Raw genomic sequence first — 15,493 nt, 5'->3', positions numbered from 1 at the left:
AATTGGGCGCAGTACAGCCCATTGTGACCACTGCGCAGGTGCGCGGATCCCCTTTTCCCAGCTTCCATGCAAGACAAATACAACCATACCGAGGTGGAGCGCGCCGCGCATGCCCACTGGAATGCCAACGACGCCTACCGCGTGACCGAGGACCAGGCCAAGCCCAAGTTCTACGCCTGCTCCATGCTGCCCTACCCCAGCGGCAAGCTGCACATGGGCCATGTGCGCAACTACACCATCAATGACATGCTCACGCGCAGCCTGCGCATGAAGGGCCACAACGTCCTCATGCCCATGGGCTGGGACGCCTTCGGCCTGCCGGCCGAGAACGCCGCCCTCAAGAACGGCGTGCCGCCCGCGCAGTGGACCTACGACAACATCGCCTACATGAAGAAGCAGATGCAGGCGATGGGGCTGGCCATCGACTGGAGCCGCGAGGTCGCCACCTGCGACCCCGACTACTACAAGTGGAACCAGTGGCTGTTTTTGAAGATGCTGGACAAGGGCATCGCCTACCGCAAGACCCAGGTCGTGAACTGGGACCCGGTGGACCAGACCGTGCTGGCCAACGAGCAGGTGATCGACGGGCGCGGCTGGCGCACCGGCGCGCTGGTGGAAAAGCGCGAGATCCCCGGCTACTACCTGAAGATCACCGACTACGCGCAGGAGCTGCTGGACCATGTGCAGATCGGCAACGAGAAGGCCACGCTGACCGGCTGGCCCGACAAGGTGCGGCTGATGCAGGAGAACTGGATCGGCAAGTCGGCGGGCGTGCGCTTTGCGTTCCCGCACGACATCCGCAACGCCGCGGGCGAGCGGATCCAGGACGGCAAGCTGTACGTGTTCACCACGCGCGCCGACACCATCATGGGCGTGACGTTCTGCGCCGTGGCGCCCGAGCACCCGCTGGCCCAGCACGCCGCGGCGTCCAACGCCCCGCTGGCGGCCTTCATCGAGGAATGCAAGAAGGGCGGCACGACCGAGGCCGAGCTGGCCCTGAAGGAAAAAGAGGGCATGCCCACGGGCCTGTTCGTCACCCACCCGCTCACCGGCGAGCAGGTCGAGGTGTGGGTGGGCAACTACGTGCTCATGAGCTACGGCGACGGCGCCGTGATGGGTGTGCCCGCGCACGACGAGCGCGACTTTGCCTTCGCGCTCAAGTACCAGTTGCCCATCAAGCAAGTGGTGCTGGTGGACGGCGAGACCTTCGACTTCCACCAGTGGCAGGACTGGTACGGTGACAAGGAGCGCGGCGTCACCATCAATTCCGACAACTTCAGCGGCCTGTCGTACCAGGACGCCGTGGCCGCCGTGGCCCATGCGCTGGCCGAGAAGGGCCTGGGCGAGCTCAAGACCACCTGGCGCCTGCGCGACTGGGGCATCAGCCGCCAGCGCTACTGGGGCACGCCGATCCCCATCATCCACTGCGAGAGCTGCGGCGCCGTGCCCGTGCCCGAGAAGGACCTGCCCGTGGTGCTGCCGCAGGACCTGGTGCCCGACGGCAGCGGCAACCCGCTGGCCAAGTGCGAGGCCTTCCTGAAGGTGGACTGCCCCTGCTGCGGCAAGCCCGCGCGCCGCGAGACCGACACCATGGACACCTTCGTGGACTCGTCCTGGTACTTCATGCGCTACTGCGACCCGAAGAACCGCGACGCCATGGTGGCGGGCGGCACCGACTACTGGATGCGCGACCAGAAGGCCGCCACCGGCGGCAGCGGCATGGACCAGTACATCGGCGGCATCGAACACGCCATCCTGCACCTGCTGTATGCGCGCTTCTGGACCAAGGTGATGCGTGACCTGGGGCTGGTGAAGGTGGACGAGCCCTTCACCAAGCTGCTCACGCAAGGCATGGTGCTGAACCACATCTACAGCCGCCGCACGGCCAAGGGCGCCAAGGACTACTTCTGGCCGCACGACGTCGAGCACGTCTACGACGAAGCCGGCAAGATCGTTGGCGCCAAGCTCAAGAACCCCGCCGAGAGCGGCGACGGCCTGCTGCCCGTGGGCACGCCCATCGACTACGAGGGCGTGGGCACGATGTCCAAGTCCAAGAACAACGGCGTGGACCCGCAGCAGCTCATCGAGAAGTACGGCGCCGACACCGCGCGCCTGTACACCATGTTCACCGCGCCACCCGAGCTGACGCTGGAATGGAACGACGCCGCCGTGGAAGGCAGCTACCGCTTCCTGCGCCGCGTGTGGAACTTCGGCGTGAAGCTGTCCGCCATCGACAAGGACGCGGCCCTGGCCAGCGTTGCGGGCGCCGCCAGCCTGAAGGACGTGCAGTTCGGCAAGGAAGCCAAGGCGCTGCGTCTGGAGATCCACACCGTGCTCAAGCAGGTGGACTACGACTACCAGCGCATGCAGTACAACACCGTGGTCTCCGGCGCCATGAAGATGATCAACGCGCTGGAGGACTTCAAGGCCACGGACAGCGCCGGCGCCCAGGTGGCGCTGATCGAGGGCTTCGGCATCCTGCTGCGCGTGCTGTACCCGGCCACGCCGCACATCGCCCATGTGCTGTGGGACGAGCTGGGCTACGCCGGCACCCTGGGCGACCTGCTGGACGCCGCCTGGCCCCAGGTGGCCCCCGACGCCCTGGTGCAGGACGAGCTGGAGCTGATGCTGCAGGTCAACGGCAAGCTGCGCGGCGCGATCCGCGTGGCTGCCTCGGCCGACAAGGCCGCCATCGAGCAGGCGGCCCTGGCCAGCGAGGACTTCCAGAAGTTCGCCGAGGGCAAGGCGCCCAAGAAGGTCATCATCGTGCCCGGCCGCCTGGTCAACGTCGTCGTCTGAGAGCCCTCCCGCCATGCACAAGCGCACCCTGCTCACCGCCGCGGCACTGGCGCCGCTGGCCGCCCTCACCGCCTGCGGCTTTCGCCTGCGCGGCGCGCCGCAGTTCGCCTTCCGGTCCCTGTACGTGCAGGCGCAGCCCGGCTCGCCGCTGGCACGCGAGCTGATCCGCACGCTGCAGGGGGCGGGCGGGGACCTCGTGGTGCTGACGGCGCCCGCGCAGCTGCCCCAGGCCGAGGCGATCCTGGACGTGCTGTCCGAGCAGCAGGAGCGCGTGGTGGTGGGCCTGAACGCCTCGGGCCAGGTGCGCGAACTGCAGCTGCGCCAGCGCGTGCGCATCCGCCTGCGCGGCCAGCAAGGCCAGGAATGGATCGCCGACACCGAGCTGCTGCAACAGCGCGACATCAGCTACAACGAAACCGTCGCCCTTTCCAAGGAAGGCGAGGAGGCCATGCTGTTTCGCAACATGCGCACCGACCTCGTGCAGCAGTTGATGCGCCGCCTGGCGGCAGTGAAATCGCTGTAACGCTCCTTGTTTAATAGCTGTTTGCGCTTACTGCACGGGCGCTAGCGGCATATTTGTTACTAGAACAGGCCGCATGCAAATCGCTTTGAACCAGCTTGGTGCGCAGCTGCACAAAGGCCTGCGCCCGCTCTACACGCTGCACGGCGACGAGGCGCTGTTGCAGCAGGAGGCGCTGGACGCCATCCGCGCCGCGGCACGTGCGCAGGGCTATACCGAGCGCAGCAGCTTCACCGTGGCCGGCGCGCATTTCGACTGGAGCGGCGTGCTGGCCGCGGGCGGGTCGTTGAGCCTGTTCGCCGACAAGCAGATCGTGGAGATCCGCATCCCCTCGGGCAAGCCCGGCAAGGACGGCGCCGCCGCGCTGCAGCAGATGGCTGCCGCCGCGCCGGGCAACGACAGCACGCTCACCGTGGTGGTGCTGCCGCGCCTGGACAAGGCCACGCGCACGGGCGCGTGGTTCGCAGCGCTCGAAGCGCACGGCGCCACGGTGCAGATCGACCCCGTGGAGCGCGCCCAGCTGCCCGCCTGGATCGCCCAGCGCCTGGCCGCGCAAGGCCAGCGCGTGGTCGCGGGCGAAGAGGGGCAGCGCACGCTGCAGTTCTTCGCCGACCGGGTGGAGGGCAACCTGCTGGCCGCGCACCAGGAGATCCAGAAGCTCGCGCTGCTGCACCCCGAGGGGGAACTCACCTGGACGCAGGTCGAAGCCGCCGTGCTCAACGTGGCGCGCTACGACGTGTTCAAGCTGTCCGAGGCGGTGCTCTCCGGCCAGGTGGCGCGCGTGCAGCGCATGCTGGACGGCCTGCAGGCCGAGGGCGAGGCCGAGGTGCTGGTGCACTGGGCGCTGGCCGAGGACATCCGCGCCCTCAAGCGCGTGAAAGACGCCATGAATGCCGGCAAGCCCCTGCCCATGGCCCTGCGCGAGAACCGCGTCTGGGGCGCGAAGGAGCGGTTGTTCGAGCGCCTGCTGCCCCAGGCCAGCGACGCCGCCCTGGCGCGGCTGCTGCAGTCCGCCCACACGGTGGACGGCATCGTCAAAGGCCTGAAGGCGCCCGACTGGCCACAGGACGGCTGGCAGGCGCTCTCGCGGCTGGCGCTGCAGATGTGCAAGTTGGCGCGCTGAGATCGCAAGGAAAATATGGCTCTGACGCTCATGGGATAAGCGCTAGCAGCTATTGATTCAGGAGTTTTGCGCGACCAGCGCCGCGCGCGCCTTGTCCGCCCACTGCTGCAGCTGGTCCACCAGTGCCTGGTGGCTGAAGGAGCAGCTCTCCTCGGTGAACAGCGCGCCGGCCTCCAGCCGGTCCAACAGGCCCAGCAGCACCTCGCCATAGCGCGGGGGCAGTGCGGCCAGCAGCACGGCGTGGCCGCGCGCGGCGGCGCTGAAGGCGTGGTTGCTGATGCGCTGCTCGCGCAGGGCGTGCAGGTCGGCCTGCAGGTTGTCGAGCTGGTGGGTGGCGAGTTCGGCGGTCATGGCGAGGGCACGGAGGGTGGCAAAGGCCTCAAGCGTAGCCGGAGTCCCCCGGCCAGCGTGGCGGCGGTGAACTGCGTCAGAATCACGCCCATGAACGCGCTGAACATCGCTGAATACACGCACACGCTTGGTTTGCAGGCAAAAACGGCCTCCGCCCAAATGGCGCGCGCGCCGGCAGCTATCAAAAACAAGGCATTGCTGGCCCTGGCGCGGCTGCTGCGCCAGAACGTGGACGCCCTGCAGGGGGACAATGCCCGCGACCTGGAGCGCGCGCGCGCCGCCGGCCTGGCCGAACCCATGGTGGACCGCCTCAAGCTGACCCCCAAGGTGCTGGAGACCTGCGCCCAGGGCTGCGAGCAGCTGGCGGCCATGCCGGACATCATTGGCGAGATCCAGGGCATGAAGCAGCAGCCCAGCGGCATCCGCGTGGGGCAGATGCGCGTGCCGATCGGCGTGTTCGGCATGATCTACGAGAGCCGGCCCAACGTGACCATCGAGGCCGCGAGCCTGTCCATCAAGAGCGGCAACGCCTGCATCCTGCGCGGCGGCTCCGAGGCCATCGATTCCAACAAGGCGCTGGCGCGCCTCGTGGCCCAGGCGCTGGCCGAGGCCGGCCTGCCCGAGCACGGCGTGCAACTGGTGCAGACCACCGACCGCGCCGCCGTGGGCCAGCTCATCGCCATGCCGCAATACGTGGACGTGATCATCCCGCGCGGCGGCAAGGGGCTGATCGAGCGCATCAGCGCCGAGGCCAAGGTGCCCGTGATCAAGCACCTGGACGGCAACTGCCACACCTATGTGGACGACCCTTGCGACATCGTCATGGCCGTGCAGGTGGCCGACAACGCCAAGACCCAGAAGTACAGCCCGTGCAACGCCAGCGAGGGCCTGCTGGTGGCGCGCGGCGTGGCAGCGCAATTCCTGCCGCAGATCGGTGCCGTCTACGCCGCCAAGGGCGTGGAGATGCGCGGCTGCCCCGAGGCGCTGGCCATATTGCGCGCCGTTCCGGGCGTGCAGCTGGCCGAGGCCACCGAGGCCGACTGGAGCGAGGAATACCTGGCCCCCATCATCAGCGTGAAGGTGGTGGCAGGCGTGGATGAGGCCATCGCGCACATCAACCGCTACGGCAGCCACCACACGGACGCGATCCTCACGCGCGACCACATGCACGCCCAGCAGTTCCTGCGCGACGTGGATTCCGCCAGCGTGATGGTCAATGCCAGCACGCGCTTTGCCGACGGCTTCGAGTACGGGCTGGGCGCCGAGATCGGCATCAGCACCGACAAGTTCCACGCGCGCGGCCCGGTGGGCATCGAGGGCCTGACGTCGCTCAAGTGGGTGGTGTTGGGTGAGGGAGAGGTGCGGACTTGATGGGGTTGCTGCTAATTTGATAGCTGCTAGCGCCCGTCAACATTGGGATTGAGGCCAATTTCGCATGAAGATCATCATCCTGGGAGCGGGGCGCGTGGGCTACAGCGTGGCCGACAGCCTGGTGTCGGAGGAGAACGACATCACCGTCATCGACACCGACGCCGAGCGGCTGCGCGACCTGGAGGCGCGGTTTGACCTGCGCGGGGTGGTGGGCAACGGCATCGACCCCCAGGTGCTGGCCGAGGCCGGCGCGCGCGACACCGACCTGCTGATCGCCTGCGCCGCGCAGGACGAGACCAACCTGGTGTGCTGCAAGGTCGCGCAGCTGATGTTCAACATCCCCACGCGCATCGCGCGCGTGCGCTCGTCGGGCCTGGAACTGGAGCGCAACCAGGCGCTGCTGGGCAAGGAGGGCTTTGGCGTGGACCGCGTCATCTGCCCCGAGGAATCGCTCACGCGCTACATCGGCAAGCTGGTGGAATACCCCGAGGCGCTGCAGGTGCGCGAATTCGCGGGCGGGCGCGCCTGCCTGGTGTCGGTGCGCGCGCGCCCCGGCGCGCCCATGGTGGGCATGCGCATCGCCACCATGCGCGAAACCGCGCCCGACGTTGCCATGCGCATCGTGGCCATCTACCGGCGCTTTCCCGACGAGCCCGACCGCTTCCTGCCCTGCGACGGCGCCACGCGCGTGGAGCCGGGTGACGAGGTGTTCGTGCTGTCCGCGCGCGAGCAGATCCCGCAGGTGCTGGCCGCGCTGCACCGCCACCATGGGCACCCGGCGCGGCCCGTGCGCCGCATCATGATCGCGGGCGGCGGGCGCGTGGGCCTGCGGCTGGCGCGCCAGTTGGCCCAGCGGGGGGGCTTTCACATCAAGGTGGTGGAGGAAAGTGCCGAGCGCTGCGTGGCGCTGGCGGCCGAGTTGCCCTCCGACATCCTCGTGCTGCAGGGCGACGCCACCGACGAGGACCTGCTGGGTGACGAGAGCATCGAGGAGGTGGACCTCTTCCTCGCGCTCACCGATGACGACGAGGACAACATCATGGCCAGCCTGCTGGCCAAGCGCATGGGCGCGAGCCGCGTGCTGGCGCTCATCAACCGCCGCACCTATGCCGACCTGATGCATGGCACGCAGATCGATATTGCGCTGTCGCCCGCGCAGGCCATGCTGGGCGAGCTGCTGGCCTATGTGCGGCGCGGCGACGTGCAGGCAGTGCACAGCCTGCGCCGCGGCGTGGCCGAGGCGCTGGAGATCGTGGCCCGCGGCGACCGCAAGAATTCGCGCGTGGTGGGCCGCAAGGTCAGCGAGATCCACTTGCCCGCCGAGGTGCACATGGGTCTGATCGTGCGCGGTCTGCCCGAGGACGGTGGCGAGCCGCCGGCCGACGCACCGCCCCAGGTCATCATTCCGCGCAGCCACACCGTGATCGAGAGCAACGACCACGTGGTGTTCTTCCTGCCCCACAAGCGACTGGTGCGCGAGGTGGAAAAGCAGTTCCGCGTGAGCGCCACCTTCTTCTGATCGGCAGGAGCCGCGATGTCCGACGTCCTGCCCGTCATGCGCGTACTCGGTGCCCTGCTGGCACTGTTTGCCGTGTCCATGGGGGTGCCGCTGGCGGCGTCGCTCTGGGCGCGGGAGGGCCTGTGGCAGCACTACGCCACGGCCATCGCCGTCACATTGATGGCCAGCGCGCTGCTGTGGGGTGGCCTGCGCGCCCACAAGCGCGAGCTGCTGCCGCGCCATGGCGTGATGTTGGTATCGGTGGTGTGGGGGATCCTGCCGCTGTTCGCGGCGCTGCCGCTGCTGCTGGTGATGCACGCCATCGGCCGGCCGCTGTCGTTCACGCATGCCTACTTCGAATCGGTGTCGGGCCTCACCACCACCGGCGCCACGGTGCTGGCCGAGCTGGATCGGCTCCCCCTGTCAGTGAACATGTGGCGCACGTTCATGCAGTGGATCGGCGGCATGGGCATCCTGATTCTTGCGGTGGCGGTGCTGCCGCTGCTGGGGGTGGGCGGCAGCCAGCTCTTCAAGGCCGAGGCTGCCGGCCCGGTGAAAGACACCAAGCTCACCCCGCGCATGACCGAGACGGCCAAGGGGCTGTGGGGCGTGTACGTGGTGTTCTCGCTGGTGTGCGCGCTCGCGTTCTGGCTGGGCGGCATGACGCCGCCGGACGCGATCATGCATATGTTCGCCACCGTCAGCCTGGGCGGGTTGTCGCCCCACGATGCGAGCTTTGCCTACTTTGAGTCGCCGCTGCTGGAAACCATCGCCCTGGTTTTCATGCTGTGCGCCAGCTGCAACTTCGCGCTGTACTTCATCGCGCTGCGCAAGGGCAACTGGCGGGGCTTCTGGCGTGACCCCGAGATGCGCGCCACGATCACCGCGCTGCTGGGCGGCGGGCTGTTGGTGGCGCTACTGCTGTGGGTCAAGGGCGTGTACGACCCGCTGCAGGCGCTGCGCCACGGCATGTTCAACGTGGTGTCGGTGGCCACGACCACGGGCTTTGCCACCACCGACTACCTGGGCTGGCCGGTGTTCGCGCCGGTGTTCATGCTGCTGCTGTCGGGTGTGGCCACCAGCGCCGGGTCCACGGGCGGCGGCATCAAGATGGTGCGCATGCTGATCCTGCTGAAGCAGGCGCGCCGCGAGATGACGCGCATCGTGCACCCGCGTGCGGTGCAGCCCGTGCGCCTGGGCGACCGCGTGGTGGACAACCGCATGATCTTCTCGGTGCTGGCCTTCATGCTGGTCTACGGCGCCACGGTGATCACGCTGAGCATGGTGCTGCTGCTGACCGACCTGGACATGGTGACCGCCTTCTCGGCCGTGCTGGCCAGCGTGCACTGCATGGGGCCGGGGCTGGGAATGCTGGGGCCGGCCTCCAACTTCGCGGTGCTCACCGACTTCCAGCTGTGGGTCTGTACGCTGGCCATGCTGCTGGGACGCCTGGAGATCCTGAGCTTCATGGCCCTGCTCACGCCCGCATTCTGGCGGCGCTAGGGCGCACGGGGCCTTCCCTACAATCGTCGCCAACCTCTTTCCGTCTCCCATTTGAGGGCTCTTCATGGTTCCCCACCTCATCACCGCGCTCACCGGGCCAATCAACGAGTTGGAGCAGCGCATCCTCGACTCCATGCCAGCCATCGAGCGCTGGTTCCGTCTGGAGTGGATGGAACACACGCCGCCGTTCTACTCGTCGGTGGACATCCGCAACGCGGGGTTCAAGCTGGCGCCGGTGGACACCAACCTGTTCCCGGGCGGCTGGAACAACCTCACCAATGAAATGCTGCCGCTGGCGGTGCAGGCGGCCATGGCGGCCATCGAAAAGATCTGCCCCGAAGCGCGCAACCTCTTGATCATTCCCGAGAACCATTCGCGCAACACCTTCTACCTGGCGAACGTGGCGCAGCTGGTGCGCATCTTCAACATGGCCGGGCTGAACGTGCGCGTGGGCTCCATCAGCCCCGAGATCAAGAAGACCACCACCATCACGCTGCCCCATGGCGAGACCGTGACGCTGGAGCCGGTGATCCGCAGCAAGCGCCGCCTGGGGCTGAAGAACTTCGACCCCTGCACCATCTTGCTCAACAACGACCTGTCGGCCGGCCCGCCGGGCATTCTGGAGGAGCTGTACGAGCAGTACCTGCTGCCGCCGCTGCATGCGGGCTGGAGCGTGCGCAGAAAGAGCCGCCACTTCCAGAGCTATGAGGAGGTGGCCAAGCGTTTTGGCAAGATGCTGGGCATCGATCCCTGGCTCATCAATCCGCTGTTCAGCCGCTGCGAGGGCGTGGACTTCAACGAAGGCACGGGCATGGAGGAGCTGCGCAGCGCCGTGGACGCCACGCTGGCCAAGGTGCGCCGCAAGTACAAGGAATACGGCATTAACGAAAAGCCGTTCGTGGTCGTCAAGGCCGACAACGGCACCTACGGCATGGGCATCATGACGGTGCGCGACGCCAAGGAACTGGACGGGCTGAATCGCAAGACCAAGAACAAGATGGCCGTGATCAAGGACGGCCAGGTCGTGCATGACGTGATCGTGCAGGAGGGCGTGCTCACCCAGGAGCGCGTGCACGAAGCGGTGGCCGAGCCGGTGGTCTACATGATGGACCGCTACGTGGTCGGGGGGTTCTACCGCATGCATGCCGAACGCGGCGTGGACGAGAACCTGAACATCCCCGGCGCGAGTTTCGTGCCGCTGGCGTTCGAGCACAGTACCCATCTGCCGCAGCCCGGTGCGCGTCCGGGCGCCAGTGCCCCCAACCGCTTTTACATGTACGGCGTCATCGCCCGCTTGGCGATGCTCGCGGCCAGCTACGAGCTGGAGGCCACGGACCCCGAGGCCGAGGTGTACGACTGATGCGCCGGATGTGCCGCCCTGCAGTTGCTGCATTGCAACATAGGCGGTACCCCGTATGTGCCCGGAGCGGGGGCGGCGCACAATGGCGCTCCTTTGGCATCCCCCGTGGCCGCTGAGGCAGCAGCCCGGACCTGTTCACCGTGCAAACCTCCAAATCGTCGTTAGCAGCGCTCACCCTGGGCGCGATCGGCGTCGTCTATGGCGACATCGGCACCAGCGTGCTGTATGCGGTCAAAGAGGTCTTCGGCTCCGGCCATGTGCCTTTCACGCATGCCAACGTGTACGGCGTGCTGTCCGTGCTGTTCTGGACGCTCACCGTGATCGTCTCGCTCAAGTACGTGGTGCTGGTGCTGCGCGCGGACAACCATGGCGAAGGCGGCCTCATCGCCATGCTGGCGCTGGCGTCGCAGGCGGTGAAGGACCGGCCGCGCCTGCGCGGCTGGCTGCTGGGCCTGGGCATCTTCGGCACGTCCCTGTTCTATGGCGACGGCGTGATCACGCCGGCGATCTCCGTGCTTTCGGCCATCGAGGGCCTGGAGGTGGTGTCGCCGCATTTCGGCAAGGCGGTGATTCCGCTCACGCTCGTGGTGCTGTTCGGGCTGTTCGCCGTGCAAAAGCGCGGCACGGCGGGGGTGGGCCGCTACTTCGGCCCGGTGACGCTGGTCTGGTTTTTTACGATCGCAGCCCTGGGCGTGCCGCACATCGTGGGCCATCCGGAGATCCTTGGCGCCCTGAGCCCGCACCATGCACTGGGCTTCATCCTGGGCAACCCGGGCATCAGCTTCATCATCCTGGGCGCGGTGGTGCTGTGCGTCACCGGCGCAGAGGCGCTGTACGCCGACCTGGGACATTTCGGCAAGCGCCCCATCCGCCTGGCGTGGTTCAGCGTGGCCATGCCGGCCCTCACGATCAACTACTTCGGCCAGGGCGCGCTGCTGCTGGCCGAGCCATCCGCCGTCAAGAACCCGTTTTACATGATGGCGCCCGACTGGGCTCTGGTGCCGTTGGTGGTGCTGGCCACCATGGCCACGGTGATTGCGTCGCAGGCGCTGATCACCGGCGCGTTCAGCGTGACCAAGCAGGTCATCCAGCTGGGCTACCTGCCGCGGCTGAACATCCAGCACACCAGCGTGCGCGAGACGGGCCAGATCTACTTGCCGTTCGTGAACTGGAGCCTGTTCGTCGCCATCGTGTTGGCGGTGGTCATGTTCCGCAACAGCAGCAACCTGGCGGCCGCCTATGGCATTGCGGTGACGCTGGACATGCTGATCACCACGGTGCTCACCTTCTTCGTGATCCGCTATGGCTGGGGCTATCCGCTGGCGCTGTGCGTGGCCACCACGGGCTTCTTCTTTGTCGTGGACCTGGCGTTCTTCAGCTCCAACCTGCTCAAGCTGCTGCAGGGCGGTTGGTTCCCGCTGATGATCGGCGGGCTGGTGTTCACGCTCATGATGACCTGGAAGCGCGGACGCGAGTTGCTCAACGACAAGCTGCGAGAGGACTCCATAGGCCTGCAGGACTTCCTGGCCTCGGTGCAGGCCAACCCGCCCATGCGCGTGGACGGCACGGCGGTGTTCCTGAGCGCCGAGGCGGGCGTGGTGCCCAATGCACTGCTGCACAACCTCAAGCACAACAAGGTGCTGCACCGCCAGAACCTGTTCGTCACCGTGCGTTACCACGAGACCCCCTGGATCGGCCTGGACCAGCGCCTGCAGGTGGCGCCGTTGGGGGGCGACTGCTGGCAGGTCACCGTGAACTACGGTTTCAAGAATGAACTGGACCTGCCCAGCGCGCTGCGCCTGATGCACGGCCGCGGCTGCGAACTGGAAACCATGAGCACCAGCTATTTCCTCTCGCGCGACGTGGTCGTGCCTACCATCGGCAGCGGCATGGCGCCGTGGCGCGAAAAGCTGTTTGCGCAGATGCACCACAACGCCAGCGGGGTGGCGGCTTTCCTGCACCTGCCCAGCAACGCCGTCGTGGAGTTGGGCTCCAAGGTCGAGATCTGAGGGGCTGCGGGTTTGTAAGGTTTTTGGCCTCTAGCGCTTAGCTGGAAAGCGCGAGTAGCTATATATTTTGATGAAGCAGGACGGTGGTTGCGCCAAGACCAATGCCACAATCCGCCGCCATGCAGTTTTTCAAAGACCTGAGTCTGTCCGCCTTCACCGCCGGTTTCGTGGCTGTGCTGGTAGGGTTCACCAGTTCGGTCGCCATCGTGTTCCAGGCGGCGCAGGCGTTCGGGGCGACGCCCGAGCAGATCACCTCCTGGATGTGGGCGCTGGGCCTGGGCATGGGGCTGTGCTCGCTGATTCCCTCGCTCATCCTGCGCCAGCCGGTCATGGTGGCCTGGTCCACGCCCGGTGCAGCGGTGCTCGCCACCGCCGGCCTGGCCGGGAGCTTCAGCATGGGCGAGGCGGTCGGCGCCTTCATGGTGTGCGCCTTGCTCATCACCCTGGCCGGAGTGACGGGTTGGTTCGAGCGCGTGATGAACCGTATTCCCATGGAACTGGCGTCGGCGCTGCTGGCTGGCGTGCTGGCGCGCTTTGGCATGCAGGCCTTCGCAGCCGTGCAGACCGCGCTGCCGCTGGTGCTGGTCATGCTGGCGTCCTACTTGTTTGCACGGCGGCTGCTGCCCCGCTATGCGGTTGTGCTCACACTGGTGGCAGGCGTTGCCTGGGCCGCAGGCAATGGCCAGATGCGCTGGTCCGCGGTGCACTGGGCGCTGGCCACACCGGTCTTCACCGCGCCGCAGTTCAGCCTGCAGGCGCTCATGAGCCTGGCGCTGCCGCTGTTCATCGTGACCATGGCGTCGCAGAACCTTCCGGGTGTGGCCGTCATGCGGGCCACCGGATACCAACTGCCGGTGTCGCGGCTGATCACCCTGACGGGCCTGACCACCCTGGTGCTGGCACCGTTCGGCGCCTTCGCCCTCAACTTCAGCGCCATCACCGCAGCGATCTGCATGGGGCCCGAGGCGCACCCCGACCGCGCGCGGCGGTACACCGCCGCCGCTTCGTGCGGGCTGCTGTACATCGCAGTGGGCATCTTTGGTGCGGTGGTCACGGGGCTGCTGACGGCGTTTCCACAGGAGCTGGTGGTGGCCATCGCTGGGCTGGCGCTGCTGGGCGCCATTGGAGGAGGGCTGGCGTCTGCGCTGCAGGCCGAAGCGCACCGGGAGGCGGCGTTGATCACTTTTCTGGTGACGTTGAGCGGTGTGACCATAGCCGGGATCGGATCGGCGTTTTGGGGGGTGGTCGCCGGCAGCATCGCGCTATTTGTGCAACAGTATGGACGCCCGCGCGCGCCACAGGCGCCGCGCTAGGGGCGCAGCCCTCTGCAATACAGCCCGTGCATTCCATGAATCTCCTCATCGTCGCCGACCCCATCGAGCAATTCAAGATCTACAAGGACACGACCTTCGCGATGATGCGCGAGGCGCAGCGCCGCGGCCACCGGCTGGCGGTCTGCGAGCCCCGGCACATCCACTGGTTGCGCGGTGGCCGGGTCACGGCGCGGGTGCGCGACATCACTCTTACGGGCCACGCGGAGAACTGGTTCACTGCGGGCGAACTCCGCTTGGCGGCACTGGCGGACTTCGGCGCCGTGCTCATGCGCAAGGATCCTCCGTTCGACAGTGAGTATTTCTATGCCACGCACCTATTGGAGCAGGCCGAGCGTGAAGGCGCTCGGGTGTTCAACAAGCCGCGTGCTTTGCGGGACCATCCGGAAAAACTGGCCATTCTGGAGTTTCCGCAGTTCATCGGCCCCACGCTGGTGACGCGCGATGCGCAGGACATCCGCCGGTTCCATGAGGAACATCACGACATCATCCTCAAGCCCTTGGACGGCATGGGCGGCATGGGCATCTTCCGGGTCGGTCCTGACGGTATGAATTTGGGAAGCATCATCGAGACCCTCAACCGCGAGGGCAGCCAGAGCGTAATGGTGCAGAAGTTTCTGCCCGAGATCGCAGAGGGCGACAAGCGCATCCTCGTCATTGGCGGTACCCCGGTCCCGTATTGCCTGGCGCGCATCCCGCAGGGCTCCGAAGTGCGCGGCAACTTGGCGGCCGGCGGGCTGGGCGTGGCGCGCCCTCTCACCGCGCGCGACCAGGAAATCGGCGCTGCGCTGGGTTCAGTGCTGCGGGAACGGGGCCTATTGCTCGCTGGAGTCGATGTTATTGGGGATTGCGTCACGGAAATCAACGTCACAAGTCCCACGTGCTTCCAAGAGATCTTCGATCAGACGGGCTGTGACGTCGCAGCCTTGTTCATCGACGCGCTTGAATCTGCGCTATCCACGCCATAGTCTGCGGAACAATTTGCGAAGGCGTTTTTCAGGCTATACTGCGAGGCTTGCTGCACTACAGAGCTGTTCTTCGGAAAGTGATGTAGACGCAGCGAAGGGGAGTTGAAAAATTCTCTGCTTTGAGTTGATCTTGGGTTAAAAACCGGTGTAGAATTCAAGGCTTCGCTGATTGAGGTGGCCTGTTACGGAAGTAGCAAGTCGTTGAAGTTAGCGAAAAGGTCGAAAGACCACAAAGTTTGACAGGTCTTTTTAAAACGTGTTAGAATTCAAGGCTTCGCTGATCGCAGCAAAGCATGAAGACTGAAAGAAATTTTGGTCTTCGGGTTCATTAAAAACATACAGCCGATAAGCGTGGGCGTTTGATGGCGAATGCCAAGTTCTTCGGAACTATCAAACGCTCATGAGAATAGAAGTGAAGTTCACTTCAATTCCGTTTTTATGAGTGAAGTCGAAAGACTTTAAATTTCAAGATCGAACTGTAGAGTTTGATCCTGGCTCAGATTGAACGCTGGCGGCATGCCTTACACATGCAAGTCGAACGGTAACAGGTCTTCGGATGCTGACGAGTGGCGAACGGGTGAGTAATACATCGGAACGTGCCCGATCGTGGGGGATAACGAGGCGAAAGCTTTGCTAATACCGCATACGATCTACGGATGA

General features: G+C 66.1%; 11 protein-coding genes and 1 rRNA gene (1 of these 12 cut by a window edge). 11 read left to right on the top strand and 1 reads right to left on the bottom strand.

Annotated features, from left to right (window positions below):
• Window positions 1-66 precede the first annotated feature (66 nt).
• The 3 genes from leuS (at window position 67) to holA (ending at window position 4,442) form a co-directional block, all read left to right on the top strand.
• Window positions 67-2,799, top strand: a complete 2,733-nt coding sequence (leuS, locus tag DTPSY_RS16400) for a leucine--tRNA ligase (protein ID WP_015914504.1) — start codon at window positions 67-69, stop codon at window positions 2,797-2,799.
• A 13-nt stretch (window positions 2,800-2,812) separates the two neighbouring features.
• Window positions 2,813-3,322: an LPS-assembly lipoprotein LptE gene (locus tag DTPSY_RS16395; protein WP_011807002.1), complete on the top strand. Its 510-nt coding sequence runs from the start codon at window positions 2,813-2,815 to the stop codon at window positions 3,320-3,322.
• Between the two features lie 73 nt (window positions 3,323-3,395).
• On the top strand, window positions 3,396-4,442 hold the full coding sequence (gene holA / locus DTPSY_RS16390; protein WP_015914503.1) for a DNA polymerase III subunit delta: 1,047 nt from the start codon (window positions 3,396-3,398) through the stop codon (window positions 4,440-4,442).
• Window positions 4,443-4,499: 57 nt separating this feature from the next.
• Here the strand turns inward: holA and DTPSY_RS16385 are convergent, their stop codons facing one another.
• The gene (locus tag DTPSY_RS16385) at window positions 4,500-4,793 is read right to left on the bottom strand and encodes a hypothetical protein (protein ID WP_015914502.1); all 294 of its coding nucleotides are present in this window, start codon (window positions 4,791-4,793) and stop codon (window positions 4,500-4,502) included.
• 90 nt (window positions 4,794-4,883) lie between these two features.
• On the opposite strand from DTPSY_RS16385, the gene DTPSY_RS16380 reads away from it, so the two are divergent.
• The 8 genes from DTPSY_RS16380 to DTPSY_RS16345 form a co-directional block, all read left to right on the top strand.
• Window positions 4,884-6,164 (top strand): glutamate-5-semialdehyde dehydrogenase, encoded by a 1,281-nt coding sequence (locus tag DTPSY_RS16380; protein WP_015914501.1) that lies wholly within the window; start codon window positions 4,884-4,886, stop codon window positions 6,162-6,164.
• Window positions 6,165-6,228: 64 nt separating this feature from the next.
• Window positions 6,229-7,683 (top strand): Trk system potassium transporter TrkA, encoded by a 1,455-nt coding sequence (gene trkA, locus DTPSY_RS16375; protein ID WP_011806998.1) that lies wholly within the window; start codon window positions 6,229-6,231, stop codon window positions 7,681-7,683.
• 15 nt (window positions 7,684-7,698) lie between these two features.
• Window positions 7,699-9,165, top strand: coding sequence for a TrkH family potassium uptake protein (locus DTPSY_RS16370; RefSeq protein ID WP_015914500.1), 1,467 nt, complete (start codon window positions 7,699-7,701; stop codon window positions 9,163-9,165).
• Between the two features lie 64 nt (window positions 9,166-9,229).
• A complete protein-coding gene (gshA, locus tag DTPSY_RS16365) occupies window positions 9,230-10,525 on the top strand; it encodes a glutamate--cysteine ligase (protein ID WP_011806996.1) in 1,296 nt (431 codons plus the stop codon).
• A gap of 140 nt (window positions 10,526-10,665) precedes the next feature.
• The gene (locus DTPSY_RS16360) at window positions 10,666-12,534 is read left to right on the top strand and encodes a potassium transporter Kup (RefSeq protein ID WP_011806995.1); all 1,869 of its coding nucleotides are present in this window, start codon (window positions 10,666-10,668) and stop codon (window positions 12,532-12,534) included.
• A gap of 119 nt (window positions 12,535-12,653) precedes the next feature.
• Window positions 12,654-13,847, top strand: coding sequence for a benzoate/H(+) symporter BenE family transporter (locus tag DTPSY_RS16355; protein WP_041839092.1), 1,194 nt, complete (start codon window positions 12,654-12,656; stop codon window positions 13,845-13,847).
• Between the two features lie 35 nt (window positions 13,848-13,882).
• On the top strand, window positions 13,883-14,833 hold the full coding sequence (gene gshB, locus DTPSY_RS16350; RefSeq protein ID WP_015914498.1) for a glutathione synthase: 951 nt from the start codon (window positions 13,883-13,885) through the stop codon (window positions 14,831-14,833).
• A 473-nt stretch (window positions 14,834-15,306) separates the two neighbouring features.
• Window positions 15,307-15,493, top strand: a 16S ribosomal RNA gene (locus DTPSY_RS16345) (it continues 1,342 nt past the right edge of the window).

Source organism: [Acidovorax] ebreus TPSY (assembly GCF_000022305.1).
GTDB lineage: Bacteria > Pseudomonadota > Gammaproteobacteria > Burkholderiales > Burkholderiaceae_C > Diaphorobacter > Diaphorobacter nitroreducens.
Note: the sequence above shows the minus strand (reverse complement) of the source record. Positions and strands in the feature narration are given on the sequence as shown.

Coding starts and splice junctions, on each gene's coding strand:
- leuS (WP_015914504.1), top strand. CDS start 67: ATGCAAGACAAATACAACCATACCGAGGTGGAGCGCGCCGCGCATGCC.
- DTPSY_RS16370 (WP_015914500.1), top strand. CDS start 7,699: ATGTCCGACGTCCTGCCCGTCATGCGCGTACTCGGTGCCCTGCTGGCA.
- holA (WP_015914503.1), top strand. CDS start 3,396: ATGCAAATCGCTTTGAACCAGCTTGGTGCGCAGCTGCACAAAGGCCTG.
- DTPSY_RS16385 (WP_015914502.1), bottom strand. CDS start 4,793: ATGACCGCCGAACTCGCCACCCACCAGCTCGACAACCTGCAGGCCGAC.
- gshA (WP_011806996.1), top strand. CDS start 9,230: ATGGTTCCCCACCTCATCACCGCGCTCACCGGGCCAATCAACGAGTTG.
- trkA (WP_011806998.1), top strand. CDS start 6,229: ATGAAGATCATCATCCTGGGAGCGGGGCGCGTGGGCTACAGCGTGGCC.
- DTPSY_RS16355 (WP_041839092.1), top strand. CDS start 12,654: ATGCAGTTTTTCAAAGACCTGAGTCTGTCCGCCTTCACCGCCGGTTTC.
- DTPSY_RS16380 (WP_015914501.1), top strand. CDS start 4,884: ATGAACGCGCTGAACATCGCTGAATACACGCACACGCTTGGTTTGCAG.
- DTPSY_RS16395 (WP_011807002.1), top strand. CDS start 2,813: ATGCACAAGCGCACCCTGCTCACCGCCGCGGCACTGGCGCCGCTGGCC.
- gshB (WP_015914498.1), top strand. CDS start 13,883: ATGAATCTCCTCATCGTCGCCGACCCCATCGAGCAATTCAAGATCTAC.